Raw genomic sequence first — 25735 nt, forward strand, 5'->3', positions numbered from 1 at the left:
GAATCGCGGGGTGAAACGACGACATCCCGGTCTTGCGCCGAGCCGAAGGCTCAGGCGGAAGCCGGGCCGCTAATCCCTATGATGCGCCGCGCAAACATGGGCTCTCCATAGCAGGGGGGCGGGGGAAGCGCAAAGGTTCGGCGGGCCGGTTTTGGACCTCAGTCGATCATCCCAAGCCTCGGAAACGCGTCCGGGGCGGCGGCGAGCATGGCGCGCGCGCGGGCGGAATCGTCGTCCATCTGGCGGATCAGGGCATCCAGGCCGTCGAATTTCAGCTCCTCGCGGATGAAGCCGACAAAGGCGCAGTCGAGCGTCTGTCCGTAAAGGTCGCCCTTGAAGTCGAACAGGAAGATTTCCAGCAGCGGGGTGCCATTGTCGAAGGTCGGGCGGCGGCCGAAGCTTGCCACGCCGTCCAGCCGCTCCGCGCCGCGGCCGACCCGCACCGCATAGATGCCGTGCTTGAGGCCGCAATTGGCATCTAAGCGGATGTTGGCGGTGGGATAGCCGAGGTCGCGGCCGCGCTTCTCGCCGTGAATGACCTCGCCGGTGATGAACCAGGGCGCGCCCAGCATGGTGGTGGCATCGTCGATGAGGCCTTCGGCGAGCGCGATCCGGATCGCGCTGGAAGAGACGGGCCGCTCGTCGATATCGACATGCGGCTGCACGTCGACCTCGATGCCGAGCCGGGGCGCTTCGTTGACGAGCAGGCTCGGCGAGCCGACGCGACCCTTGCCGAAGTGGAAGTCGTAGCCGACCGCGATGCCGCTGACGCCGAGGCGTCCGATCAGCTCATGGTGAATGAAGTCTTGCGCGCTGGTCCCGGCCCGGGACTTGTCGAAGGTCATGACCACGGCGCCGGCAAGACCGGTGCCGGCCAGAAGCCGCAGCTTGGCCCGCTCGTCCGTCAGGCGGAATTGGGGGGTGTTGGGGCTGAAAAAACGGCGCGGATGCGGCTCGAAAGTCAACGCCAGCGCGGGGCGGCCATGCGTCCGGCCCATTTCCAGGGCGGCTGCGATCACGGCGCGATGGCCGAGATGAACGCCGTCGAAATTGCCCATGGCGACCACGGCACCCCTTGCAATGACGGAGTCCGGCGTGGTGTCGCGGATAATGGTAAAATGCGGGGCCATCAGGGGAATTCTCGAGCCGGCGGGACCGGCCGGGACCGTGGCGCGACGGGCCGGATGAAGTCAAGCGGGAGGGGCGGCCGCATCGAATGCGATTTCGGTCCACCGGGGGCGTCCCCAGTTAACGGGCTGTTTAACGCCTTGGTGCTAGTCCTTCATCGTGGAACCGCCGGGCTTCGGCCTGGCAGGTCCGATCGTAATATTTCCTGGGTTTGCGTTGGGGGAGTCGAGATGGCGGTTGATTTGTCGATGTCGGTTCTAGTGGTGGATGACTACAGCACCATGATCCGTATCATCAGGAACCTCCTGAAGCAGCTTGGCTTCGAGAATATCGATGATGCCAGCGACGGTTCGGCAGCGCTGAACAAGATGCGCGGCAAGAAGTACGGTCTCGTGATTTCCGACTGGAACATGGAGCCGATGACGGGTTACGACCTGCTGCGCGAAGTGCGGGCGGATCCGAACCTCGCCACCACGCCCTTCATCATGATCACGGCCGAATCGAAGACCGAGAACGTGATCGCGGCCAAGAAGGCCGGTGTGAACAACTACATCGTCAAGCCGTTCAACGCTGCGACGCTGAAGACCAAGATCGAGGCGGTCTTCCCGGACATGGCGAGCGCGTAAGGCGCGATTGGCCGCTAATAAATCCATCAATGGGATCGTCATGCCCGGGCTTGTCCCGGGCATCCACGTTCTTGGCTTGGGAAGCTCTTGGCCTACGAAAGAGAGACGTGGATGGCCGGGTCAAGCCCGGCCATGACGACGTCTATCGCTGAGCAATTCGTCCAAGCACGCGTCGCTTCAAGCGCCACCATCACCACTTCAGTTCGCGCATCAGCGCCTTGGGCGGATGGCCGAACAATTCCAGCACGGAAGCCGGGTCGAGCTGGTCGAGACCCTCGAACTCCTCGGCATGGATGCCACGGGTCACGAACAGGCAATCGATCCCGAATTCGCGTGCGCCGGTGAGGTCGGTACGGACGGAATCGCCGATCGCGAGCACCTTTTTGCGGTCGATCTGGTGGCCTTGGCGTTCGCCGGCGAGTGCCATCGCGCGCTCGTAGATCGGCCGGTGCGGCTTGCCGTAGAAGATCACCTCGCCGCCGAGCTCGCGATAGAGTTCCGCGATCGCGCCGGCGCAATAGATCAGCCGGTCGCCCTTTTCCACCACGATGTCGGGGTTGGCGCAGACCAGCGCCAGCTTGCGCTCGCGCGCCTTCAGCATCATGCCGCGATAATCTTCGGCCGTCTCGGTCTCGTCGTCATAGAGGCCGGTGCAGACGATGTAGTCGGCCTCTTCCAGCGGTGCGAGCACCGCGTCGAGGCCGCGATAGATCGAGTTGTCGCGCTCAGGCCCGAGCCAGAACATTTTGCGGCCGGGATGGTCGGCGATATACAGCCGCGTCAGGTCGCCCGAGGAGACAATCGCGTCATAGGTCTCATCGGCGACGCCGAGCTTGCGCAATTGCCGCTGCACGGAATCGGCCGGGCGCGGCGCGTTGGTGATCAGGATCACCGTACCGCCGCGGCTGCGATAGGTGTGCAGCGCCTCGCAGGCTTCGGGGAAGGATTCGAGGCCGTTATGGACCACGCCCCAGATGTCGCTGAGCACGACGTCCACGCCGCCCACGAGCTCGCGCAGGCTTTCGGCGAAATGCAGCGTGGTCATGATGCGTGCGGCCGATCAGATGCGGCGCGCGAGCGCGGCGTTGCCGGTGATGCGCTGTGGCGGAGACGCAGCCGATTTCGGGCTTGAGCTGGGTGTGCCGGAGCCATTGGATCCCTGAGATTCCTGCGCCTGGTTCGGCGGGGCCCCGGCGGTAGCAGATGACCCCTCCGGTCGCAATGGCCGGGGCGGCGCGAACAGAAACCCCTGGCCGAACCGCACGTCATAGTCGAGCAGGTCGATCACGGCGCGCTCGCCCTCGATCCGCTCGGCGATCAGATCGATGCCGAAGCGGCCGAGCAGGTCGGAGAGGTCGGAAGGGTGGATGTCCGAAGCCGAAGCCTGCCTGGGATCGAGCAGGAGCGAGGCTGGCACCTTGATGAAGCGCACGCCGCGGTCGGCGAGCTCGCGCGGCTCGATGCGCAAATCCGTGACATGGTCGATCGAGAAACGGAAGCCGCGCTGGGCGAGCGCGGCGAGGTTCTCCGTCTCGACCGGGCCGAGATTGCGGAAAGTCGATTGCTTGAATTCCAGCACCAGCGAGGGCGCCAGCGCCCGGTTGGCTTCGAGAAAGTCGAGGTATTGCGCGAACGTGGTGGAATTGCCGAGTGTGGAAGCCGCGACGTTGCAGAACACGCCGACCTCCTTGTTGCGCACCATCAGGCGTCGCAGCACCTGCACACAGCGCAGCATCACCATGTTGTCGATGCGCCCGATCAGGCCGGAGGCCTCCGCGATGCTGATGAACTCCTCGGCCGCGACCAGCTGGTCACGCTCGTCGCGCAGGCGTGTCACGGCCTCGTAGAAGCGGACCTTGCGCTGCGGCAGCGTCACCATCGGCTGGAGGAAGATGTCGATGCGGTTCTCGTCGATCGCGTTGCGGAGCGTCGCCAGCAATTGGGTCTGGTTGCGGCCGTTGGCCGTCTGAACCGGATTGCCGGTCTGCGTCTGGATTGCCGGTGGTGCCGGCCGCGGCTGCGCGGGAACCGGGGGAGGGGCAGCGGGCCGCTCCTCCTCAAACGAGGCCATCAGGTCGAGGGGCGCTTCCGGCTCCAGTCTCGCGACCGGAGCGGGAGCCGGCGGCGCGTTGCCGGCCATCAGATCCTCATGAGCCGACACGGTGGCGGCGAGCTGCCGGACCAATCCGCCGAGCTCGTTGATCTCGCCGACCACCGACTGGATGCGGTCGGAGTTGGTCGAATTGGAGGAGGCGATGCGTCCTTCGATCGTGGCAAGCCGACGGCCGAACTCGGCCACCTGGCGGGCAAGGTCGGCGGTGCCGCGCGAAAGGTCGGCGATCTGGCCGCCGACGTCGCTGCGGTCGCGCAGTCGCATCGACACTGCATTGTAGAGGATCAGGAAGGTCAGCGCCGTCAGCGCCACGATCGCGGATTCGGTTCCGCTGATGCCGGCGACCGCGTAGAGCACGAGCCCGAGCGAGGCCGCGACCAGAACCATGCAGATGGCGATGAAGATCGTGGAAATACGAATCATGCCGCGCGTTATGCCTCAAGAGCTGACTGCCTGACCGGGAAAACACGGGTGGCGTTTCGAACCCGTCACGCCGCATGCTCCCCCAAGCGGCATGACCTTAACATCATTGTTGATTCGAGGGGATAGCGGCTCTCGTGCAGAGTCAGAATGGGGCGGTGGCGCCGACCGTATCGGCCGAGACGGCGTCGCGGCTGCCAAGCGGCTTGGGCCGCCCGGTGGTCGTGTCGCGCAAGGTTTGCCGTTCGACTTCAGAGTTCAGCTCGGCCCCGAACATGATGACGATGGCCGACATCCACATCCACATCATCAGGCCGATCGCTGCGCCGAGCGAGCCGTAGGTCGCGTTGTAGTTGGCGAACTCGGACAGATACCAGGACAGCAGCGCCGAGCCGGCGATCCAGAGGAGCGCGGCCGTCACCGCACCGAGGCTCAGCCATTGCCACCGCGGCGCATCGCGGCTGGGCGCGAAGCGGTAGAGGATGGCAAGCGCCGCCAGCAGGATGACGAACAGGAGCGGCCATCGCGCCAGCGCCACGATCAGCTTGCTTTCAGGCGCCAAGCCGAGGTGATTGAGCGCGAGCGGGAAGGCGACGACGGCGCCCACCATCAGCAGCAGGGCAACGATGCCGCCCACCGTGAAGGCCAGCGACGTCAGGTTCAGCTTGATGAAACTGCGCCTTTCGCGCTCCTCATAGGCGACGTTAAGAGCGTCGAAGATGGCTTTGACGCCGGCATTGGCGCTCCAGATCGCGAGCACAAGGCCGAACAGGAACGTGGCGCCGAGGGCCGTATTGCCATTCGAAACAACCCGCCCGACCTGGTCCTCGACGATCTGGAACGAGCCCTCGGGCAGCATCGTCGCCAACGTCTGCAGGTTGGAGCTGATCGTGGAGGGATCGGCGAACAGTCCGTAGGACGAGACCAGCGCGGTCACGGCGGGAAAGATCGCGAGCAGCCCGAAGAAAACGACGCCGCCGGCGGTCGCGAGCAGGCGATCGTCGTCGATTCGCTGATAGGTGCGCCAGAAGATGTCCTTCCAGCCCGCCCAGGGGATCGCGAACGGGCTTTTCGCGCGGCGGCCGCGGCCGGGCTGCTTGGCGGCGCCCGCCGGGCCTGTTTCCGGCGAATTCGCCTCGCTGTTGCGATGGTCTTGCGGAGGCCCCGGCCGGATCAGGCCAGAATCCTCGAGATACCTTTCCGCGGTCAGCACGAACACGGTCGTGGCTGCCACTAACAGCCAGCTGTCGAGTTGCTCGGCGCGCCGCACACGCATTCAGGTGTCCGCTCCGTGGCGTTGACGCCGCCGACGCGCTGCCGTGAGCCCTACCAGCCCGACGGCTGCGAGCATGAGCCCGAGTTGCACGGGCCGGTTGGACCGAACCGGCCACGTCTTGACCGGCCACGTCTTGCCGTCATGCCCTCGTTCGCCCGGCGCGAGCGGCGCCAGGGGAATTGTCGTCGCGACCTCTTTCACCGCCTGCTTCATCGTTCCGCGCGGGATGCGTGGAGTGGCGATAGCCACGCGCAGGCGGCTGGCGAGCGGCACAATTGGCTTGGTCTTGCGCTTCATCTGAGCCATGGCCACGCCGGCGCAGGCGGCGGCCATTACCAGGAGCACGCCGCCGACGGCGCCGAACCCCCAGAATTGCCCGTAATTGATTGCAACCCAGCGGTACAGCGCGATCAGGCCGACAAAGAAGGCCGTGACGACGAACAAGCCCGCAACCGCGAGCAGTCCGGCCGCGACCGCGTACGACGTCATGCGCCCCGTGGCCTGATTGCTCCGGTCACGGGCATAGGACTGGGTGGCACGCTTGAGATGGTTGAGCTTGAGCGCGACGCCGGCGCGCAGCAATTCGCCCGATGGCGCAAGCATGCGGATATCCTCCGAGTGCGAGAAAATTCGTCGGGGGATGAACGTGGCGGAATTTGACTTGTTCCGACCGTGCGCGGCCCTCGTGACGGATCAGCCGAGATCGGCGGCCGCGATCCAGAACACTTCGCCCTCGGAGTCTTCGGTGTCGAGCCAGAGCAGCGGCAGTTCCGGAAAGGCCTCGTCGACCAGTTCGCGGCCGCGGCCGATCTCGCAGATCAGCCCACCATCCGGCGTCAGGTGGTCGGGCGCCTCGCGCAGGATGCGGCGCACCACGTCGAGGCCGTCGGCGCCGCCGTCGAAGGCGAGCTTCGGCTCGGCCCGGCATTCCGGCGGCAGCGCCGCCATGCCGTCGGCGTCGACATAAGGCGGGTTGGTGATGATCAGGTCGTATCTGCTGTCACCGAGCGGGGCGAACAGGTCGCCGCGATGCAGGCTGATCCGGTCATGGAGCCCGTATTCGCCGACATTTCGTCTGGCGACGTCGACCGCGCCCTTGGAGATATCGACGGCATCTATCGTCGCGCTCGGAAAATGACGCGCAGCGAGGATCGCGAGGCATCCCGATCCCGTGCAGAGATCGAGCACGCGCGCGACGGCGGTGGGATCGTCGATCAGCGAGCCGGCTTCGCCGTGGCCGCCGAAATGCGACTCGAGCAGTTCGCCGATGAAGGAGCGGGGAACGATGACGCGCTCGTCGACATAGAACGGCAGGCCGCGCATGTAGATCTTGTTGACGAGGTAGGCGGCCGGTCTGCGCGTGGTGACGCGCTGGTGGATGAGATCGATGATGGTCTTGCCCTCGGCGGCCGTGACGCGCGCGTTGGCAAAAATCTCGAACTGTTCGGGATGCAGATGCAGGGCTTCACAGACCAGAAAGGCTGCTTCCGCGACCGGATCGGTCGTGCCATGGGCAAAGGCGAGCTTGGCCTCATTGAAACGGCTCACCGCATAGCGGACGAAATCGATCAGCGTGAGAAGCTCGCCGCGGCCCACTTTCGCGAGCTTTGGCGTGGCGCGGCCGCGCACGGTCTTTTTGGACGTTGTTGCCATCAGGATCGGGTCCAGCGTGCGGCGGCTTCGTCGTCGCGGGCCTGGGCCTCGACCCAGCCGGTGCCGGTGGCGCTCTCTTCCTTCTTCCAGAACGGCGCGTTGGTCTTGAGATAATCCATCAGGAACTCGGCGGCCTGAAACGCTGCATGGCGGTGCTGCGAGGCGGTCAGCACCAGCACGATGTTCTGGCCGGGCATGAACCGGCCGACGCGATGGATCACCGTGACGCCGTTGAGAGGCCAGCGCGAGGTGGCCTCGTCGGCATGACGCCTGATCTCTTCCTCCGCCATACCAGGATAATGCTCGAGCGAGAGCGCGGCGATCTTCGCGCTGTCTTCGTCGCTGCGGCAGATGCCGGTAAAGCTCACGGCCGCACCGATGTCGGTGCGGCTCCCGGTCAGGACCGCGATCTCGCGTGCGATGTCGAAATCGTCTTGCTGGATACGGATGGTGACGGGGCAGGTGGTGACGGGAAAGGTCATGGCCTAGCCGCCGGTCATGGGCGGGAAGAACGCGATCTCGTTGGCGCCCGCGATCGCGGCGTCCGACTTGACGTGGGCATGATCGATCGCGACGCGGATCACCTTCGGCTTCTCGAATGCGTAGGCGTAGGCTTCGCTTTGGCCGGACAGCCAGGCGATCAGCTCTTCCACGGTGCGCACGGTCGCGGGCGGTTCGATCGTCTCCTCGGCCTTGCCGACGCGCTCGCGCACCCAGGCGAAGTACTTCACCTTCATCCCTCATCCTCCTTGATGAGGTGATGGATGCCGGCGCCGAAATAGTCGTAGCCGGTGTACATCGTGAGGATCGCCGAGGCCCAGAGCAGCGCCAGTCCGATCATCGAGACCATTGGCACCACCTCATCGCCGGCTGGGCCAGCCAGCAGGAAGCCGATGGCGATAAGCTGAACGGTCGTCTTCCATTTCGCCAGCTTTGTCACGGGCACGCTGACACGCAGCGCGGCAAGATATTCGCGCAGGCCCGAGACCAGGATCTCGCGGCACAGGATCACGATGGCGGCCCACAGCGACCAGCCGTGAATGATGCCGTCGGCGGCCAGCATCAGCAGGCACGAGGCGACCAGTAGCTTGTCGGCGATCGGATCGAGCATCCGGCCGAACGCCGATTGCTGATTCCAGATCCGCGCGTAATAGCCGTCGAGGTAGTCGGTGACCGCAGCCGCGATGAAAATGGCGACCGCGACCCAGCGCAGCCACAGCGGGCCGTCCATGATCGACTGTGCGTAGATGCACCCCACCACGACCGGGATCGCGGCGATCCGGCCATAGGTCAGGATGTTCGGGAGGGACATCGCGCGGCTGGTTGTCCCTCGTGTCGTGGCGATGTTCATCCGTCCTACCAATACCGCTGCAGCCTGAAGGTCAACCATTCCGCTCCCCAAATGGGGTGCGGGATGCGAGGACCATATGACCGCGGCTCCCCTTTACTTCACCCCGGCTGGGGATGGAAATACTCGAAAATCCTGCGAGCGCTCTCGGCGCTCACCCCCGGAACCTTGCCGAGATCGACGATCGAGGCACGTTCGATCTCCTTCAGGGTTCCGAAATGATGCAGCAAGGCACGTTTGCGTGACGGACCGATGCCCGGAATCTCCTGCAAGCCGGCCTCGCGGATGTCCTTCTTGCGCAGCTTGCGGTGCGAACCGATGACGAAGCGGTGCGCCTCGTCCCGCAGCCGTTGGATGAAATAGAGCACGGGGTCGCGTGGCTCCAGCTTGATCGCCTCGCGCTCCGGCATGAACAGGGTCTCGCGGCCGGCATCCCGGTCAGGCCCCTTGGCCACCGACATCAGGGCCACCTGGGTCAGGCCGAGATTTGCAAAGATTTCCCGGACCGCGTTGAGCTGGCCGCGGCCGCCGTCGATGATCACGAGATCGGGCCATTGCGGGAAGTCTTCGTCCTTGGACTTGTCGTTTCCCTTGGCCCCGTTGTCCTCGGGTGGGTTGATCAGACGCTTGAAGCGGCGCTCGAGCACCTCGCGCATCATCCCGTAATCGTCGCCGGGCGTCAGGCCCTCCGACTTGATGTTGAACTTGCGGTACTGGTTTTTCACAAAGCCGTCCGGGCCGGCGACGATCATGGCGCCGACCGCGTTGGTTCCCTGAATGTGGCTGTTGTCGTAGACCTCGATCCGTTTCGGCGGATGCGGCAGGCTCAGCGTGATGGCCATGGCATCCAGCAGACGGCTCTGCGTCGCGGTGTCCGCGAGCTTGCGGCCCAGCGCCTCGCGCGCGTTGGTGAGCGCGTGGGTGACGAGCTCCTTCTTCTCGCCGCGCTTTGGCGTGGAAACCTCGACCTTGCGGCCGGCCTTGATCGACAGCGCGTCGGCGAGCAGCTCGCTCTCCTCGATCTCGTGCGAGAGCAGGATATTCCTCGGCGGCGGCTTGTCGTCGTAGAACTGGGCGAGGAAGGAGCCGAGCACTTCCTCCGGCGTATACGTCTTCTCCGCGCGCGGAAAATAGGCGCGGTTGCCCCAGTTCTGCCCGGTGCGGAAGAAGAACACCTCGACGCAGGAGAACCCGCCCTCCTGATGGATGGCGAACACGTCGGCTTCTTCCACCGTGCGCGGATTGATGCCCTGCTGCGACTGGATCGCGGAGAGCGCGGCGAGGCGGTCGCGGTAGAGCGCGGCGCTCTCGAACTCGAGCTCGCCGGAGGCCTTCTCCATCTCGGCGGCAAGCTCCTGTTTCACCGCATGGCTCTTGCCGGACAGGAAGTCGCTCGCCTCGCGCACCAGGGTCGTATAGCCGGAGAAGTCGACCTCGCGGGTGCAGGGGCCGGCGCAACGGCGGATCTGGTAGAGCAGGCAAGGCCTGCTGCGGCTCTCGAAGAAGGAATCGGTGCAGGAGCGGATCAGGAACGCGCGCTGAAGTGCGGTGATGGTGCGGTTGACGGCGCCGGCGGAGGCGAACGGGCCGAAATAGCGACCGGGCCGCGTCTGCGCGCCGCGATGCTTCAGGATCTGCGGCGCCCAATGGTCGCCCGTGATCAGGATATAGGGAAACGATTTGTCGTCGCGCAGCTGCACGTTGAAGCGCGGCCGAAGCTGCTTGATGAGGTTGGCTTCCAGCAGCAGCGCCTCGGTCTCGGTGTGGGTCGAGATGATTTCCACGGTAACGGTGGCGGCGATCATGCGCAGGATGCGCGCCGGCTGCGGCGCACTCTGGCGCGCATAGTTCGATAGGCGCTTTTTGACGTTCTTGGCCTTGCCGACATAGAGGACGTCGGCATTCGCATTGAGCATGCGGTAGACGCCGGGCGAGGTGGGGGCGAGGCGGACCGCGCGTTCGATCGCCTCGTGGCCGGTCGCCAGCGGCTCTTCGCCGACCGTGCCGCTCTCTTCCAGGATGTCCGGCAGCCGTGCATCGTCCTCGTCGTCGCCGCTTGCGGTCGCGGGATCGAGGTCGGGCGGCGCCGCTTCCGTTTCCTGGGGAGGGGCGTCCGGCGCGTTGCGGCGCACGGGTTTGCTCGCGCGTGAATCGTCCGGATTGTCGGTGGAATCGTGAACCATGGTGCGAATTTAGGCGCTGGGGGTGCCAATTTGAAGTTCCGGCCGTGCGGCACGCACAGGATGGCGACGCAGTTCCCGGTAACGCTTGCTTAAGCCTGTTAACAGCGCGGTAACCCGACTTAACAGCGCTTTAACTTAAAACTGTCGATAAATCTTATGCGAAAAAGTGGTGGTTCCGTAACCATGCGGGTTTGCCTCGCGCGGCGGCGCAGGCATCGCACCGGGTTGCGGCAGTTGCGTTGGAGTGTGTGATGAAGAGGCTCGTTGTGGGCGCAGCCGCGTTGGCTGCAGTCGGCTGGACGGCTTCGGCAGGGGCCGCCGATCTCAATTACGGGCAGCGTGCGCCCTACACGGTCAATCAGCCGCTCAACGCCTATAGCTGGGCTGGTCCGTATCTCGGTGCCAATGTCGGCTACGAATGGGGCTCGGTGAACAACAATCCCGCAAAACCGTCGGGCTTCGTCGGCGGCGTTCAGGCCGGCTACAATTTCCAGAACGGCCCGTGGGTGTTCGGCGTCGAGGGCGACATCCAGGCAGCCGGTGCCGACGACACCTTCGCGCCGTGGAAGTTCTCCAATCCGTGGTTCGGCACCCTGCGCGGCCGCGCCGGCTACGCCTTCAGCAACGTGCTGTTCTACGGCACTGCGGGCCTCGCCTTCGGCGAGCTGCGCGCACAGACGTTCGGCTGGACGGAGTCGCACACCAGCGCCGGCTGGACCATCGGTGCCGGCGCGGAAGTCGGGTTCGCGCCGAACTGGAGCGCCAAGCTCGAATATCTCTACATCGATCTGTCGACGAGTCAGTTCGCGATTACAGGCGTGTCAAACGGCTATAGCGCCAGCGTTGTGCGCGCTGGCGTGAACTATCACTTCTGATACCCAAAGAAGAAAATACCGGACAAACCTCCCGGCCGCTTGCGGCCGGGATTTTTTTCGCCGGTGTTTCGCGTCGGACTCGCTAGGAAAGGATGACCAAATCGACCGCCTTCGGCCCCTTGCCCTTCTTGTCCGGTTCGACTTCGAAAGTAATACGCTGTCCTTCGGCGAGGTCCTTCAATCCGGCCCGCTCCACGGCAGTAATATGCACGAAGACGTCGCGGCCGCCGTCGTCCGGCTTGATGAATCCGTAGCCGCGCTCACCGTTGAAAAACTTGACCGTTCCCGTCATGGCCATCGGGAAACTCCCCCTCATTGCTCCTCCGTCGTGACGCAGACGCACGTCACGACATGACCGGGCCTTACGAAGCCCGGGAGCTGGCCATCCTTGGGCAGACCATTCGGTCCGACTGGATCTTTCTTAGGCCTTCACTCCGCCGCAACCATTCGCGGAAGCGGAACGTAAAGCCAGTCACGGAAGCAGCATAATACGGTTCTCGGCGGATTGACCATCGCTACTGCATCTTTTTCCCAAGAATGCCGGAGTGTTACGGCCTCGGCACCTCTAATCGGAATCTGGCAGCGCCGCCTTGGCCGAGCGGCATTTCCAGCTCGGGCAGGATCGTCTTGAGCTCGCCCTGCAACGTGTAAGGAGGATTGACGATCAAGAGCCCGGTGGAGGTGAGAGTTGCGTCGGCGGCTTGCGGCGCCACACTGAATTCGAGGCGCAGGCAAGTTCCCGGCGGCTTTGCTGCGGCTGCGAGCCGCGCCACTGATTGCACCAGCGCGTCGGTGGCGCGCCGGCTCTTGGCGGGATACCAGATTACATAGATACCGGTCGGCCATTTCGCGAAAGCCGTCGCGAAGGCCTCTCCCAGCTTGTCGAACTCGTCCTTTGCTTCGAACGGGGGGTCGATCAGCACGAGCCCGCGCCGCTCCTTCGGCGGCACGAAGGCGGGCAGCGCCATCCAGCCGTCGAGATCGACCACGCGGGCCTGCTCGTCGTGGCGCAGCACGCCGATCAGCGCTTTGCGCGTCTTCGGTTCGATTTCGCACGCGACGAGGCGGTCCTGCGGCCGCATCAGGGCGCGCGCGATCAGCGGCGAGCCCGGATAAGCCTTGAGCTCGCCCTTCGGATTGTAGGCGCGGACGATATCGAGATAGGGCTTGGTCAGCGCGATGGTGTCGTTCGAGAAACGCGCCTGCATCAGCCGGGCGATGCCCGTCAGCCACTCGCCGCCGCGCCGGGCTTCGTCGCTTTCGAGATCGTAGAGGCCGGCGCCCGCATGGGTGTCGATGACCCGGAAGGCTCCCGGCTTGTCTTGGAGATAGGTGATGATGCGCGCCAGCACGATGTGCTTGATGACGTCAGCGAAGCTTCCGGCGTGAAAGGCGTGGCGGTAATTCATGCAAGAGCACTACGCCACGTGACGGCCTGAGCAAAGAGGCACGAAGCCTGGGCTACCCACCCCTGATCGGCGGCATCGTCACCTGGTCGCGGCGGCAGGCGCGGCGGTCGATCTCCTCGCAGGCGCGGAATTGCAGGTCCTTGCTGAGGCAGATGCGGACCTCGGACAGCCGCGTCCGGTTGCAGGTGATCGAGACGGCGGCATTGCTGAGGCCCGGATTGGCCTTGATGAAGGCTTCCTCCACCTCCGCCGGCGCCACGGTCTTGGCCTGCGATAAAGCGAGATATTCGGCCGGAATCTTGATCGCGGCGCGCGCCTTCCTGATCGTCTCGAAATAGCTGCGGTCGGCGAGCCCCGAGCAGGTGCCGTGCTTGTCCCATTCGTTGAAGATCAGCCCCGGCGCCGGCATCAGGTCGAGCATGGAGGAGACGATGCTGCGGTTCAGCCGCGGCGACGGCCGCTGGCAGTATTCCGGAAAACCGTTCTCATATTGCGGCCACAGACCATGCACCACGAAAGCGTAGGGCCGTCCGCTGCACTGGACCTGCGAGCGACCGCCGCGCTCCGCCGCCTCCTCGCAGAAGGAGGGCGACCACGACAGCGACAGCACATAAAAATCGAATTCGCCGGGCGCGTTCTGCCGTTTGTCCTGGGCCTTCGCGCCGCCGGCCAGGGCGACCAGCCCGGCCGCGAGCGTCAGCGAGATCATCAGGCGGGAGAACGAATGCAATCTGGAATGAAACATGGCGACGCCCCTCAACTAGACTGTGCAAGCAAGCCTAGCAGGCGACAGGAACATTTCAAGAACAAATTTCGGGCGTCCGGCGTTCGGCCGCCTGACGGATCCGAATCAGGACCCTTCGAGTCAAGGCTTGCGAGTTAAGGCTTGGCGGCGCGGCAGGACGGGTTGTAGGCCCAGTTTCGGTCGAGCCCGACCACGCACCATTCGACGCCCTGGCCGAAGCTGGCGAAGCCGCCATCCTCGACGATCGAGAAATGCACCTTGCGCAGCTTGCCGTCGGTGAGCATGGCCTCGCCGCTGCAAAAGCGGCGCGGGATGTTGTCGGACGCCCAGGGCCGGAATGCGGTCTCGTGAACGGCGGTGAAGCCGGTGATCTTCAACGAGGAATTCCAGAACGCGCTTTCTTTCTCCCAGAACTGGGTGGCGATCGTCGGCAGTGCCCTGTCGCATTCGGAGACGTTGCCGTCATAGCGCGGCCCGCTCAGCCAGAAATTCATCTCCAGCGGATTGGCAGCCCTGGCCTCACCGAACGTCAGCGCCCCGAACAGGAGGCCGAGCACGGCGGCAAAGCGGAGCGATTTCAGGTAGGTCGAGGCGCGCATGGGCAATCCAGACAGCATGATCTGCGAAGGATGGACGGTGCCGTGAAGGTCGGGGGAGGTCAAGTGCAGCGCGGCAACACTTGCCGACGAGTTGACGGCAACGTCGCAGCAGCCCGCCTTCCGTTCTTTCCACCGCCGCGCCGGCACCGTAAACTGGCGCCAACCAATCGGAGTGACGGGAATGCGAATCATTGCGGCCGCGGGCCTACTTGCCTTGGGTATGATGGCGAGCCAGTCGGCGCGCGCCGATATCCTTCCGGTGCCTCCGTTCAAGGGCAACGACACCGGCGGCATCATCGCCTATTCGATGGCAACCCGGGTCGATGCGCGGCAGGTTGCGGTCGATCACTGCGCGCGCTACGGCAAGGTCGCGAAATTCCTGGCGGTACAGGGCTATGAGGGCGGCTACATCTCGTTCTCCTGCCGCTGGGTGCCCTATGGCGCTGCCGACCAGCCGATCCGCACGCTCTACTGAGGCGGTTTCCTAACGCAGCACTCTCTCAGCCGGGAGCTTTTCACATGACGCGCAAGCTCGCTTTGCTCGGCTCGGCCCTTTGCCTCGTCTTGTCGGCAGGCAGCGCCTGCGCCGACGATCTGCCGGTGCGCAAGGCGGGCCTGTGGGAATTGAAGATGGTCAGGACTGGCACGCCCGTGCCCGAGATGACCATGCAGCACTGCACCGACGAGACCGTCGACAAGGAGATGAACAACAACGTCTCCCCGATGGCCAAGCAGATCTGCGCCAGGCAGGACATCAAGAAGACCGCGACCGGCTATGTCAGCGATTCCGAGTGCAATGTCGCCGGCATCAGCACGACCTCGCATGCCGAGATCACCGGCGATTTCAATTCGGCTTATACGGTGAAGACGTCATCGCACGCGCAAGGCGGCGCCGCCGGCGCCACGGGACACGACACCACGGTGACACTCGAAGCCAAGTGGCTCGGGGCCTGCAAGCCGGAGCAGAAACCTGGCGACATCGTGATGCCCGGCGGCTTCAAGATGAACGTGCGCGACATGGACAAGCTGAAAGCGCTGCTGCCGAAATAACGCGTAATCGTAGCCCGGATTGCTTCGCTCGATCCGGGCCGCGGCGGCTACATCCGCTACACCGGAATTCGCACGCTCGCCCTTAATCCGCCCATCGGGCTGTCGCCGAGCGTGATGTCGCCGCCGTGCGAACGGGCGATGTCGCGGGCGATCGCAAGGCCAAGGCCCGTGCCGCCCTCATCCTGGTTGCGCGCGTTGTCCAGCCGCAGGAACGGCTTGAACACCTCCTCGCGCAGATGGGCGGGAATGCCGGGCCCGTCGTCGTCGACCGTCACGGTCAGATAACGGTGATCGCGCTGGCCCGTGATGGCGATGCTCTTGCCGTAGCGCGCTGCGTTGGTGACGAGGTTGGCGAGGCAGCGCTTGAACGAGGCCGGCTTCACCGTGACCACGGGCAGCCCGTTGAACGCGACGGTCGCAGTGTGGCCGTGGCGTTCGGCGTCGCTGCGCAATTCCTCGAGCGCCTGCGCCATATCGGTCGGCTGCGACTGCTCGCCGGAATCGCCGCGCGCAAACGCGAGGTAGTCCTCGAGCATCATCGACATCTCGTCGACGTCCTTGCGCATGCCCTCCATTTCGGGGCTGTCGCCGATCAGCGCCAGCTCGAGCTTGAACCGCGTCAGGATCGTGCGCAGATCGTGGCTGACGCCGGCGAGCATCGCGGTGCGCTGCTCCATCGTCCGCTCGATACGCGACTTCATTTCGAGGAAGGCGACCGCCGCGCGCCGCACTTCGCGCGCGCCGCGCGGGCGGAAATTCGGTGCCTCGCGGCCCTTGCCGAAGCTTTCGGCGGCGTCGGCAAGCCGCAGGATCGGCTTGATCTGGTTGCGCAGGAACAGCACCGCGACGATCAGCAGGATTGACGATGTGCCGACCATCCAGAACAGGAAGATCTCCGAGTTCGAGGCATAGGCGGCGCTGCGCTGCGCGAACACGCGCATCACGGCGTCGTCGAGCTGGATCCGGATCTCGACAAGGTTGGAGCGGCCGACCGTGTCGATCCAGAACGAGCGGCCGATCTGGCGGCCGAGCTGCACCGAGAGCGTCTGGTCCAGCAGCGAGAAGAACGGCTTTGGTCCGGGTGGCGGCATGTCGCCGGCGGGCAGGAAATCGACGACGAGGCCGAGGCGCTGCTGCGCGATGCGGCGGATCTGGTCGCGATCCTTGTCCTGCGGATAGCCCTTGTAGACGTCGATCAGCGTGGCGATGTCCTGCACCACCGCGGCCGACAGGCGGCGTGTCACGGTGTTCCAGTGCCGCTCCATGAACACGAAGGCGACGACCGATTGCAGGATCACCATCGGCACGATCATGATCAGCAGCGCGCGCGCATAGAGGCCGGTCGGCATCCAGCCCTTGAACGCGTTGCCCATCCAGCCATTGGCGGCGGAGACGCGGCCGGCGGCGCTCTTCAACAGCGTCAGGCCGGTATCGATCGTGCTCATCGGTGGCGCTTCACTGCTTTATGGCGAGGCTACCAGCCGGTAGCCGATGCCGCGCACCGCCTGGAGAAACAGCGGATTGGCGGGATCGGTCTCGATCTTGCGCCGCAGGCGGTTGATCTGCACGTCGACGGCGCGCTCGTTGACGCTGCCATTGCCGGTCAGCGCGCTGCGCGGCACGGTGTCGCCCGGCGTCTCCGACAGGATCCGCAGCATCTCGCGCTCGCGGTCGGTGAGGTGAATCACCTCCTCGCCCTGGCGCAACTCGCCGCGCTCGAGGTGGTAGATGTACGGGCCGAACGCGATCTTCTCCACCGCTGCGGCCTGCGGCGGCGGCGCGGCGCGCTTGAGGATGTTGTTGATACGCAGCGCAAGCTCGCGCGGCTCGAACGGCTTTGCGACGTAGTCGTCGGCGCCGATCTGCAGGCCCTCGATGCGGGCTTCGGCTTCGTGCCGCGCCGTCAGCATCACGATCGGCACCGAGGATGAGGTCCGGATGAAACGGGCGAGATCGAAGCCGGTCTCGCCGGGCATCATGACGTCGAGGATCAAGAGATCGAAGTGCAGGCCCAAAAGCTTGGAACGCGCATCGCTGGCGCTCGCCGCGGTCGAGACGCGATAGCCTTCGCCGGCAAGGAAGCGCGAGAGCAGATCGCGAATGCGGCGGTCGTCGTCGACCAGCAGGAGATGCGGGGCATCGTCGGCCGGGCGTGCCGGCGGGCGGGCGAGCGTGGCAGCGAACGGCACGGTCACTCCTTGTCTTGATTGACGGAAGCGAAGATCGTCTCGAGCACCTTGTCCGGATCGTCGCGGTCGATCATCGCGCGCAGGAAGCGCTTGACGGTCTCGGCTTCCTGCGGCGCCATCTCGGCGAGCGCCTTGGTGATGCGCGTAGTCTGCAGGCCGGCGAGCTTCTGCACCAGCGCCTCGCCCTTTGGTGTCGCAAACAGCAGGCGCTGGCGGCGATCATTGTCGCCGGTCTTCTGCACGATGTAGCCCTCGTCCAGGAGTTGCTTGAGCACCCGGCCGAGCGATTGCTTGGTGATGCGCAGGACGTCGAGGAGGTCGGCGACCTTGAGGCCGGGATAACGATAGACGAAGTGCATGACGCGGTGATGGGCCCGGCCGAAGCCGAACGCCTCCAGCTCCTGGTCGGGATCGCCGACGAAATCGCGATAGGCGAAGAACAGCAGTTCGATGATATCCCAGCGCAAATTGCCTCCGTCGTCTGCGGCCGGCCGCGGCCCGGCAGCGTCTTGAGAGGGAGTCGCGAAATTTATGTCAGGCATATTGACGTATCTTGGTTTCAATGTTACAAAACGATCAATCCGCACGAAATTTTAGATCGTTCCGTGTCGGATGGCATCAAAGCAGGGCGGCCAGAGAGGGCCGGGCAGGCGGCGACGGCCGGAGCAGATCTACCGTGCGATTGTCGAACGGCATTTCGGCAAAACATACTGGACTTCCGTCTTCCGCAAAAGCATGTCCTAGGTGACATGCTGGCCACGGAAACCGGCCGTAACAAGGCTGGCGGCGGTCCGGCCAGAAACCAATCGAGCCAGCCGGGCCCAGATCAGGGCAGGTGGGCGCCAGAACGGCGCCCCCAACGGCAGCGGGAGGCAAGGACATGAGCATGAAATTTGACATCCAGCCCGCATCCGATCCGACCCCCGAGAAGGACCGCGTCGCCAAGCTGGTGGACCCCGGCTTCGGGCGGGTCTTCACCGACCACATGGCAATCGTCCGCTACAACCAGGCCAAGGGCGGCTGGTACGAGGCGCGCGTCGAGGCCCGCGCCAATTTCCAGATCGATCCGGCCGGCGCCGTCCTGCACTACGCCCAGGAAATTTTTGAGGGTCTCAAGGCCTATAAGCGCGACGACGGCGGCGTGAACCTGTTCCGCCCCGACGCCAATGCGCGGCGCTTCAAGGACTCGGCCGATCGCATGGCGATGGCGCAGATCCCCGAAGACGTCTTCATCGAGGCAGTCGAGCAGGTCGTCCGCATCGACCGCGCCTGGATGCCGGGCGGCGAGGGCAGCCTCTACCTGCGCCCCTTCATGATCGCGAGCGAGACCTTCCTCGGCGTCAAGCCGTCGTCCGAATACATTTTTGCGGTGATCGCCTCGCCGGTCGGTTCCTACTTCAAGGGCGGCCCTGCGCCGGTGTCGATCTGGGTCTCGGAGAATTACACGCGCGCCGCGGTCGGCGGTACCGGCGCGGTCAAATGCGGCGGCAACTACGCCGCGAGCCTGCGGGCGCAGGCCGAGGCTATGCAGCACGGCTGCGATCAGGTCGTGTTTCTCGATGCGATCGAGCGCCGCTACGTCGAGGAGCTCGGCGGCATGAACGTGTTCTTCGTGTTCGACGACGGCTCGCTCTCGACGCCGCAGCTCGGCACCATTCTGCCCGGCATCACCCGCGACTCCATCATCGCGCTGGCCCGCGATGCCGGCAAGACCGTGCGCGAGGAGCCGTACTCGCTCGACCAGTGGCGCAAGGACGCAGCAAGCGGCAAGCTGAAAGAGGCGTTTGCCTGCGGCACCGCCGCCGTGATCTCGCCGATCGGCAAGGTGCGCTCGGTGAGCGGCGATTTCGAGATCAGTGGCGGCGCCGCTGGCCCCGTCGCCATGGGCCTCCGCAAGCAGCTCGTCGATATCCAGTACGGCCGCACCAACGATCCGCACAACTGGATCCGCAAGGTGTCTTGAGGTCTCGTTTCCCGGACGCGCGAAGCGCGAGCCGGGACCCAGTCTGCGAGTGGATGGACCCCGGATCAGCAGCGCACCACGCCTCCAAGAGGCGGCGCGTTGCGCAGCATCCGGGGAACGCCGGCCGATAGACCATGAACGCGACACGATGATCGTGCGACAAAGCTCGAGACATCGAGTCATCTGGACATCGCATCATGGCATCCACTCTTCCCCAACCCCTAAAATGGGTCATTCTCGCCGCGATCACCGGCATCACCGTCTTCGGCATCCTGACCATCGGCCCCAAGCCGGATGTCTCCGCTGAGGGCCGTTCGCCCGTCGTCGACGTGCGCACCACCGATCCGGAGATGAACGCCGCGATCGCGCGCGCCCGCGGCACTCTGCCGACATTCTGGGCCTCCTATGAGGCGCCGAAGCCGTCGGAGACAGGGCACGCCCTGAAGGTGCACTTTACGACCCGCAAAGGCGGTGAGCACATCTGGATGGCCGAGGTGAAGAAGCTACCGAACGGGGCTTATTCCGGCCTCTTCGCCAACGAGCCACGCGATCTGCCCGGCAAGCGGGCAGGCGACAAGGTCGAATTCACGGAAGCCGACATCTCGGACTGGATGTTCATGCGCAACGGCAAGATCGTCGGCGGCGAAACTATCAAGCCGACGCTGAAGTCGCTGCCGAAAGCGGATGCGGACGCGTTGAGGGCGCGGATGGAGCAGCCGTAGGGGGCAAAGCCGGCAGTTGCCGCACCCCGCGTCGGCTGGTAAATGCCGCGCATGGCCGAAAAACCCAAAAAACCGCAGAAACTGAAGGCGCGGCTGCCGCGCGGGCTCGAGGATCGCGATCCCGCCGCGATCCGGGCGACGCGCGAGATGGTCGAGAAGATCCGCGCTGTCTACGAGCTCTACGGGTTCGAGCCGGTCGAGACGCCGGCGATGGAATACACCGACGCGCTCGGCAAATTCCTGCCCGACCAGGATCGTCCGAACGAGGGGGTGTTCTCGTTCCAGGACGACGACGAGCAGTGGATCTCGCTGCGTTACGATCTGACCGCGCCGCTCGCCCGCTATGTCGGTGAGCGTTACGGGACCGACGGTCTTGTCCTGCCCTATCGCAGCTACCGCGTCGGCTACGTGTTCCGCAACGAAAAGCCCGGCCCCGGCCGCTTCCGCCAGTTCATGCAGTTCGATGCGGATACGGTCGGCTCGGCGACGCCGGCGGCGGATGCCGAGATCTGCATGATGGCGGCGGATACGATGGAAGCGCTCGGTCTCGGGGGGCAGTACGTCGTAAAGATAAACAGCCGTAAGGTACTCGATGGAGTGCTTGAAGCGGTGCGGCTGGGCGGTGATGAGAATGCAGGTAAACGTCTCACCGTCTTGCGCGCGATAGACAAACTAGATCGCCTCGGACCGCAAGGTGTGCGGGAACTCCTCGGGGTAGGTCGCAAGGACGAGAGCGGAGACGTGACTGCGGGTGCCAATCTGGACTTTGCCCAGATTGAGTCGTTGATGGATTACGTCAACTGGAAAGTCACTGTCTATCATCACGAGATAACTCCGACCGCAGTTACGACAACGATTCGTGACACATTCCAGCCGTCGGACCGTCAGTACGATTCGGGTCTGTTGCCTTCAAACGCTGCCATATTGGATGCGCTCGAAGCGAAGTTCGGCGCGAATGACACGGTAAGGGCAGCGATAGCAGAACTTCGGTCGATCGCGGAGTTGGTTCAAGCGTCGGGTTACGAAGGTAAAATTACAATCGACCCCTCCGTCGTGCGTGGCCTCGAATATTACACCGGCCCTGTCTATGAGGTCGAACTGCTGCTCGACACCAAGGACGAGAAGGGCCGTCCGGTGCGCTTCGGCTCGGTCGGCGGCGGCGGCCGCTATGACGGCCTCGTCTCGCGCTTCCGCGGTGAGCCGGTGCCGGCAACTGGATTTTCCATCGGCGTATCGCGGCTTCAGGCCGCGCTGACGCTGCTCGGCAAGCTCGACACCCGGCCCGACTTCGGCCCGGTCGTTGTCACCGTGTTCGACCGCGACCGCGTCGCCGACTACCAGAAGATGGTTGCAAGCCTGCGCAGCGCGGGCATTCGAGCCGAGCTCTATCTCGGCAATCCCAAGAACATGGGCAACCAGCTTAAATATGCCGATCGTCGCAACGCGCCCTGCGTCATCATCCAGGGTTCTGACGAAAAAGCGCGCGGCGAGGTGCAGATCAAGGATCTGATCGAGGGCGCGAAGGCGGCCGCCGCGATCGCTTCCAACCAGGAATGGCGCGAGAGCCGCCCGGCGCAGTTCTCGTGCAGCGAGGCCGATCTCGTCGCAAAAGTGCGCGAGGTGTTGGCGCGCCATGACGTGAGCTGGGGCTAGCTATTCGCTGACGCCGCCATGCCCGGGCTTGTCCCGGGCATCCGCCTCCTGTTTGATGGCGCCCGTTAACGGCCGGTGTTCGGCCCCAAGGGAGAGAAAAATGCCTGAGATCACTGTCAGCATGGCCGTGGGCCGCAGCGACGAGCAGAAGGCCGGCATGATGCGCGACATCACCCAGGCGCTGGTGAAGAATCTCGGCGTCGATGCCGATGCCGTCGTCATCCAGATCAACGAAGCCCCGCTCGCCCACAAGATGAAGGGCGGCAAGACGTTTGTGGAGCGCGCGGCAGCGGCGAAGAAGTAGCCACTCCTGGAGCGCCAATCACAACTGTCGTCCCGGCCTAGTGCGCAATTGCGCACGGGGGGCCGGGACGACACTGAGCAAGAACCATGGACGCACGCGACTTCATCAAGGTCGGCATGAGCGCCGAGCGCACGCTGGTGGTACCGGTGGAGCGCACGGTCGGGCATTTCGTGCCCGGCATGCCCATGGTGTATGCGACGCCGATGATGATCCTGGAGATGGAGATGACATCGGGCGACGCGATTCGCAGCGTCCTTCAGCCGGGCTGGGTCACGGTCGGCACCGAGGTCGACATCCGGCATCTTGCAGCAGCCCTTGTCGGCGCGACGGTGCGGACGACCGCGAAGGTCGTCGCGGTCGAGCGCCGCGTCATCCGCTTCGAGGTCGAGGCGTTCGAGGGCACGCGCAAGCTCGGCGAAGGCCGTCACGCGCGCGGGCTCGTCAATGTCGCGATGTTCAACAAGCGGTTAGGGACGACGTAGGAGCCGCTTGCTCTGCCTCATCCTGAGGAGACCGCGCAGCGGTCGTCTCGAAGGATGGCCACAGGCGAGAGCCGGGCCTGCATGGTTCGAGACGGCGCTTCGCGCCTCCTCACCATGAGGATCAACTACTTCGCCAGCTCCTTCGAGCGCTGCGTCGCCGCCGCGATCGCGCGGATCATGAGATCGCGCAGGCCTGGTTCACCCATCAGCACGCCGAGGGCCGCGGCCGTGGTGCCGCCGGGGGAGGTGACGTTCTGGCGCAGCGTAGCGGAGGGCAGCTCCGACTGATGCAGAAGTTCACCCGAGCCGGCGACGGTTTCGCGCGCAAGGTTTGTCGCCAGCGCCTCGGGCAATCCCGCTTCGACGCCGGCGCGCGCGAGCTCTTCGGCGAGCAGGAACACGTACGCCGGCCCCGAGCCGGACACGGCGGTCACCGCGTCCATCAGGCTCTCCTCGTCGACCCATTCGACCGAGCCGGTGGCGCGCAGCAGCGCATCGGCCACGGCGCGTTGCTGTGCACTGACATTGTGCGCGGCGACGGCCACCGTGATGCCCCGACCGATCGCGGCCGGCGTGTTCGGCATCGCGCGTACCACCGCGCCGCCGCAGACCTCTTCAAGCGAGGCGATCGTGGTTCCCGCCATGATCGACACCACCGAGGTCTTGTCCGAGACGAATGGCTTCAACCTGGCGCCGGCCTCGCGGAACATTTGCGGCTTCACCGCGACGACGAGGGTCTCGACCGTGCCGGCCGTCGTCATGTCCGGATTGAGCGCAACCCCCTTGGCGGCAAGTGCGGTGATCTCGGGCGAGATGTGCGGATCGATCACCGCGACGCGGCGCGGGTCGAGCCCCCCCGCCAGCCATCCGGTCAGCATCGCACCGCCCATCTTGCCGGCGCCGGCGAGCAGGATGGTGCCGGTGATGTTCTTGAGAGTGCTGTTCGTCATCGCTGTTGCCACAAAATCAGTGTCGTCCCGGCGGAGGCCGGGACCCATAACCACGAATGGTTTTAGTGGATGGGGTTGTTGGCAACAAGCATCGCGCGATCCGGCGAAATCACGCGGTATGGGTCCCGGCCCCCGTGCGCAATTGCGCACTAGGCCGGGACGACGATGATGGAAAGTCGTGGCCCTCTCACCGCGTCGGGGAGGCGGCGTGGTTACGCCTCGCCCACCGTGTCGAACATTGCCGCGTCCATGGCTTCCGTCGTGGTCTTGCCCGCCCACACCACGAACTGGAACGCCGGAAAATAGCGCTCGCAGGCGTGGATGGCGCCGGCGAGCATGGCTTCGCACTGGCCGGTGGAGGCGATGAGCCCGCCCGGCAGCACCAGGGCCTGTCGGTGCATGATCATGCCGGTGTTGGTCCACAGGTCGAAGTGCCCGACCCACAACTGCTCGTTGACCGCGGCGACGAGCCGCTGGACCTCCGGTCGTCGCGCAACCGGAATCTTCATGTCGAACGCGCAGGCCAGATGCAGCGCCTCGATCTCGCCCATCCAGGTGAAGGAGATCTGGTAGTCGGTCCATTGTCCCTTGGAGACAATCGTGAGTTCGTCTTCGCCGGAGCGTTCGAACGGCCAGTTGTTGCTGGCAGCGATATCCTCGACCACCGCGAGCGGATGGCTTTTGGAATCGATAGTGCCTTCGAGCAGGGACATGCCGTCTCGACCTCTTGCCTTTTTGTTGTCTTTGATACGCACGCGGTTGGTCCGGCGCGCGCTCCCTTAAAGTCGTTAAGGCGATCCCTCGTAGTCGCTGTTGCGATCTCCTCGGAGTCGCTCTCGCGATCTCGGGATCAGCGCGGGCTTGTCGCGGATCAACTGATGTGATTTGCGGAATCTGCGCAACTGGCTGCCGAGTCCGTCCACAAGTCAGGACTCGTTCGTCCACAGCTCATCTCCGCCACAATTATTAACGCGGGGAGGACGAACCGGACGAAGGAGAACAAACCGGAATCGGATTCGCCGGTGGCCCGCCAGTCGTCGATTCCGCCGCGGGCCGACTGGACCACCATCGCGGCATGGGACCATGCGGTTTTCCCATGCGGAACACGCTTGCCGCAGCCCCGAACGGGCGTCATATTTCCGTTCAGGCCGTTCATCCCGGACGGCCGATGTTCTCAGGGCGGGGTGAAAGTCCCCACCGGCGGTAAGGGCCGAAAGGCCTAAGCCCGCGAGCGCCTTCCCCAAAGTCTGTTTCTGAGGGGAGGGGTCAGCAGATTCGGTGCAACTCCGAGGCCGACGGTTAAAGTCCGGATGAAAGAGGACGGTCGGTGGCAGACGCATCGCAGGATGCGGCTGTTTGTCGTTCCGTGTGCCCTGATTCTGGTCCTTAACTGAGGAAAGCCATGAATCAGATGTTGCAAGACCCCCAAGTCCAAACTTTCCAGGTCGAAACGTCCCAACCAACCCAAACGCCGCCGCCGGTTCCACAGGATCCCGCGACGGACCATCCGCGCTTCGCCAAACCGCAGCGGGTGGCCTTCGTGCAGGCGTGCTGGCACCGCGACGTCGTCGAGGAGGCCCGCATCGCCTTCGTGAAGGAGGCGGAGGCGCGCCACCTCAATCATGTCGACGTGTTCGAGGTGCCGGGCTCGTTCGAGATCCCGCTGCATGCGCAGATCCTCGCCAAGACACGGCGCTATACCGCGATCGTCGCGGCCGGCCTCGTCGTCGACGGCGGTATCTACCGTCATGAGTTCGTCGCCGACACCGTGATCAAGGCACTGATGGACGTACAGCTGCGTACCGAGGTGCCCGTGTTCTCCGCGGTGCTGACGCCGCAGCAATTCCACGAGACCGAGGTGCACTACGATTTCTTCCGCAGGCATTTTGCCATCAAGGGCGTCGAGGTGGCGGCCGCCTGCGCGGAGACATTGCTCGGGCTCGAACGTCTGCGCGGCCAGGTCGCCGCGGGAATCGTGTAACGCGGCGCAACGACCGTCCCTCATCCCGAGGAGCGCGAAGCGCGTCTCGAGGGATGAGGGGCGATC

29 protein-coding genes and 1 riboswitch are annotated in these 25735 nt (G+C 64.7%); of the genes, 10 read left to right on the forward strand and 19 right to left on the reverse strand.

The window, feature by feature from the left end; genetic code table 11:
* Positions 1–158 precede the first annotated feature (158 nt).
* Positions 159–1130, reverse strand: a complete 972-nt coding sequence (locus tag IVA88_RS02880; RefSeq protein WP_247495791.1) for a bifunctional riboflavin kinase/FAD synthetase — start codon at positions 1128–1130, stop codon at positions 159–161.
* A gap of 228 nt (positions 1131–1358) precedes the next feature.
* On the opposite strand from IVA88_RS02880, the gene IVA88_RS02885 reads away from it, so the two are divergent.
* Positions 1359–1754: a response regulator gene (locus tag IVA88_RS02885; RefSeq protein WP_007596883.1), complete on the forward strand. Its 396-nt coding sequence runs from the start codon at positions 1359–1361 to the stop codon at positions 1752–1754.
* 190 nt (positions 1755–1944) lie between these two features.
* Here IVA88_RS02885 and IVA88_RS02890 read toward each other — a convergent pair whose 3' ends face one another.
* The 9 genes from IVA88_RS02890 to uvrC form a co-directional block, all read right to left on the reverse strand.
* On the reverse strand, positions 1945–2799 hold the full coding sequence (locus IVA88_RS02890; RefSeq protein ID WP_247495792.1) for a TIGR01459 family HAD-type hydrolase: 855 nt from the start codon (positions 2797–2799) through the stop codon (positions 1945–1947).
* Positions 2800–2814: 15 nt separating this feature from the next.
* Positions 2815–4290: an EAL domain-containing protein gene (locus tag IVA88_RS02895; protein ID WP_247495793.1), complete on the reverse strand. Its 1476-nt coding sequence runs from the start codon at positions 4288–4290 to the stop codon at positions 2815–2817.
* Positions 4291–4432: 142 nt separating this feature from the next.
* Complete coding sequence (locus tag IVA88_RS02900) at positions 4433–5563, reverse strand: YihY/virulence factor BrkB family protein (protein WP_247495794.1); 1131 nt, start codon at positions 5561–5563, stop codon at positions 4433–4435.
* Complete coding sequence (locus tag IVA88_RS02905; RefSeq protein ID WP_247495795.1) at positions 5564–6166, reverse strand: phage holin family protein; 603 nt, start codon at positions 6164–6166, stop codon at positions 5564–5566.
* 90 nt (positions 6167–6256) lie between these two features.
* Entirely contained in the window at positions 6257–7216 is a 960-nt protein-coding gene (gene prmB, locus IVA88_RS02910) for a 50S ribosomal protein L3 N(5)-glutamine methyltransferase (protein ID WP_247495796.1), read from the reverse strand.
* Complete coding sequence (locus IVA88_RS02915) at positions 7216–7698, reverse strand: molybdenum cofactor biosynthesis protein MoaE (protein WP_247495797.1); 483 nt, start codon at positions 7696–7698, stop codon at positions 7216–7218. The genes prmB and IVA88_RS02915 overlap by 1 nt, the downstream gene beginning before the upstream one ends.
* Positions 7699–7701: 3 nt before the next feature.
* Positions 7702–7953 carry a molybdopterin converting factor subunit 1 gene (moaD, locus tag IVA88_RS02920; protein WP_247495798.1) on the reverse strand — a complete coding sequence of 84 codons (252 nt, stop codon included), beginning with the start codon at positions 7951–7953 and terminating at the stop codon, positions 7702–7704.
* Complete coding sequence (gene pgsA, locus IVA88_RS02925) at positions 7950–8567, reverse strand: CDP-diacylglycerol--glycerol-3-phosphate 3-phosphatidyltransferase (protein ID WP_007596859.1); 618 nt, start codon at positions 8565–8567, stop codon at positions 7950–7952. Before pgsA ends, moaD begins: the two co-directional genes overlap by 4 nt.
* A 98-nt stretch (positions 8568–8665) precedes the next feature.
* Entirely contained in the window at positions 8666–10747 is a 2082-nt protein-coding gene (gene uvrC, locus IVA88_RS02930) for an excinuclease ABC subunit UvrC (protein WP_247495799.1), read from the reverse strand.
* 251 nt (positions 10748–10998) lie between these two features.
* Between uvrC and IVA88_RS02935 the strand changes: the two genes are divergently transcribed.
* Positions 10999–11622, forward strand: a complete 624-nt coding sequence (locus tag IVA88_RS02935; RefSeq protein WP_247495800.1) for an outer membrane protein — start codon at positions 10999–11001, stop codon at positions 11620–11622.
* Between the two features lie 82 nt (positions 11623–11704).
* Here IVA88_RS02935 and IVA88_RS02940 read toward each other — a convergent pair whose 3' ends face one another.
* The 4 genes from IVA88_RS02940 to IVA88_RS02955 form a co-directional block, all read right to left on the reverse strand.
* The gene (locus IVA88_RS02940; protein ID WP_092029496.1) at positions 11705–11920 is read right to left on the reverse strand and encodes a cold-shock protein; all 216 of its coding nucleotides are present in this window, start codon (positions 11918–11920) and stop codon (positions 11705–11707) included.
* A 250-nt stretch (positions 11921–12170) separates the two neighbouring features.
* On the reverse strand, positions 12171–13031 hold the full coding sequence (gene rlmJ / locus IVA88_RS02945; protein WP_247495801.1) for a 23S rRNA (adenine(2030)-N(6))-methyltransferase RlmJ: 861 nt from the start codon (positions 13029–13031) through the stop codon (positions 12171–12173).
* Positions 13032–13083: 52 nt separating this feature from the next.
* On the reverse strand, positions 13084–13776 hold the full coding sequence (locus IVA88_RS02950) for a ribonuclease T2 (protein ID WP_247495802.1): 693 nt from the start codon (positions 13774–13776) through the stop codon (positions 13084–13086).
* Positions 13777–13910: 134 nt separating this feature from the next.
* Positions 13911–14375 (reverse strand): hypothetical protein, encoded by a 465-nt coding sequence (locus tag IVA88_RS02955; protein ID WP_247495803.1) that lies wholly within the window; start codon positions 14373–14375, stop codon positions 13911–13913.
* A gap of 181 nt (positions 14376–14556) precedes the next feature.
* Here IVA88_RS02955 and IVA88_RS02960 point away from each other — a divergent pair, with 181 nt between their 5' ends.
* Together IVA88_RS02960 and IVA88_RS02965 are read left to right on the forward strand one after the other, a co-directional pair.
* The gene (locus IVA88_RS02960; protein WP_247495804.1) at positions 14557–14850 is read left to right on the forward strand and encodes a hypothetical protein; all 294 of its coding nucleotides are present in this window, start codon (positions 14557–14559) and stop codon (positions 14848–14850) included.
* Between the two features lie 44 nt (positions 14851–14894).
* On the forward strand, positions 14895–15425 hold the full coding sequence (locus IVA88_RS02965) for a DUF3617 family protein (RefSeq protein WP_247495805.1): 531 nt from the start codon (positions 14895–14897) through the stop codon (positions 15423–15425).
* 56 nt (positions 15426–15481) lie between these two features.
* Here the strand turns inward: IVA88_RS02965 and IVA88_RS02970 are convergent, their stop codons facing one another.
* From IVA88_RS02970 to IVA88_RS02980, 3 genes are read right to left on the reverse strand one after another with little or no spacing between them, the layout of a single operon-like run.
* Positions 15482–16870, reverse strand: a complete 1389-nt coding sequence (locus tag IVA88_RS02970) for an ATP-binding protein (RefSeq protein ID WP_247495806.1) — start codon at positions 16868–16870, stop codon at positions 15482–15484.
* A gap of 18 nt (positions 16871–16888) precedes the next feature.
* A complete protein-coding gene (locus IVA88_RS02975) occupies positions 16889–17620 on the reverse strand; it encodes a response regulator transcription factor (protein WP_247495807.1) in 732 nt (243 codons plus the stop codon).
* Positions 17617–18156: a MarR family transcriptional regulator gene (locus IVA88_RS02980; RefSeq protein WP_247495808.1), complete on the reverse strand. Its 540-nt coding sequence runs from the start codon at positions 18154–18156 to the stop codon at positions 17617–17619. The genes IVA88_RS02975 and IVA88_RS02980 overlap by 4 nt, the downstream gene beginning before the upstream one ends.
* Before the next feature lie 338 nt (positions 18157–18494).
* Here IVA88_RS02980 and IVA88_RS02985 point away from each other — a divergent pair, with 338 nt between their 5' ends.
* The 5 genes from IVA88_RS02985 (at position 18495) to IVA88_RS03005 (ending at position 22738) form a co-directional block, all read left to right on the forward strand.
* Positions 18495–19577 (forward strand): branched-chain amino acid aminotransferase, encoded by a 1083-nt coding sequence (locus tag IVA88_RS02985; protein ID WP_247495809.1) that lies wholly within the window; start codon positions 18495–18497, stop codon positions 19575–19577.
* 197 nt (positions 19578–19774) lie between these two features.
* A complete protein-coding gene (locus IVA88_RS02990) occupies positions 19775–20299 on the forward strand; it encodes a DUF2314 domain-containing protein (protein ID WP_247495810.1) in 525 nt (174 codons plus the stop codon).
* Positions 20300–20350: 51 nt separating this feature from the next.
* Complete coding sequence (hisS, locus tag IVA88_RS02995; protein ID WP_247495811.1) at positions 20351–21952, forward strand: histidine--tRNA ligase; 1602 nt, start codon at positions 20351–20353, stop codon at positions 21950–21952.
* A 55-nt stretch (positions 21953–22007) separates the two neighbouring features.
* Positions 22008–22256: a tautomerase family protein gene (locus IVA88_RS03000; protein WP_256466743.1), complete on the forward strand. Its 249-nt coding sequence runs from the start codon at positions 22008–22010 to the stop codon at positions 22254–22256.
* An 86-nt stretch (positions 22257–22342) separates the two neighbouring features.
* On the forward strand, positions 22343–22738 hold the full coding sequence (locus IVA88_RS03005) for a hotdog domain-containing protein (protein ID WP_247495813.1): 396 nt from the start codon (positions 22343–22345) through the stop codon (positions 22736–22738).
* Positions 22739–22863: 125 nt separating this feature from the next.
* On the opposite strand, the gene proC is transcribed toward IVA88_RS03005, so the two are convergent.
* Positions 22864–23688 carry a pyrroline-5-carboxylate reductase gene (gene proC, locus IVA88_RS03010; protein WP_247495814.1) on the reverse strand — a complete coding sequence of 275 codons (825 nt, stop codon included), beginning with the start codon at positions 23686–23688 and terminating at the stop codon, positions 22864–22866.
* 212 nt (positions 23689–23900) lie between these two features.
* The gene (locus tag IVA88_RS03015) at positions 23901–24401 is read right to left on the reverse strand and encodes a YbjN domain-containing protein (RefSeq protein ID WP_247495815.1); all 501 of its coding nucleotides are present in this window, start codon (positions 24399–24401) and stop codon (positions 23901–23903) included.
* Positions 24402–24854: 453 nt separating this feature from the next.
* Positions 24855–25014: riboswitch (FMN riboswitch) on the forward strand.
* A 76-nt stretch (positions 25015–25090) separates the two neighbouring features.
* On the opposite strand from IVA88_RS03015, the gene IVA88_RS03020 reads away from it, so the two are divergent.
* On the forward strand, positions 25091–25669 hold the full coding sequence (locus tag IVA88_RS03020) for a 6,7-dimethyl-8-ribityllumazine synthase (RefSeq protein WP_247495816.1): 579 nt from the start codon (positions 25091–25093) through the stop codon (positions 25667–25669).
* Positions 25670–25735 lie beyond the last annotated feature (66 nt).

This window comes from Bradyrhizobium sp. 149 (assembly GCF_023073915.1).
Taxonomy (GTDB): domain Bacteria; phylum Pseudomonadota; class Alphaproteobacteria; order Rhizobiales; family Xanthobacteraceae; genus Bradyrhizobium.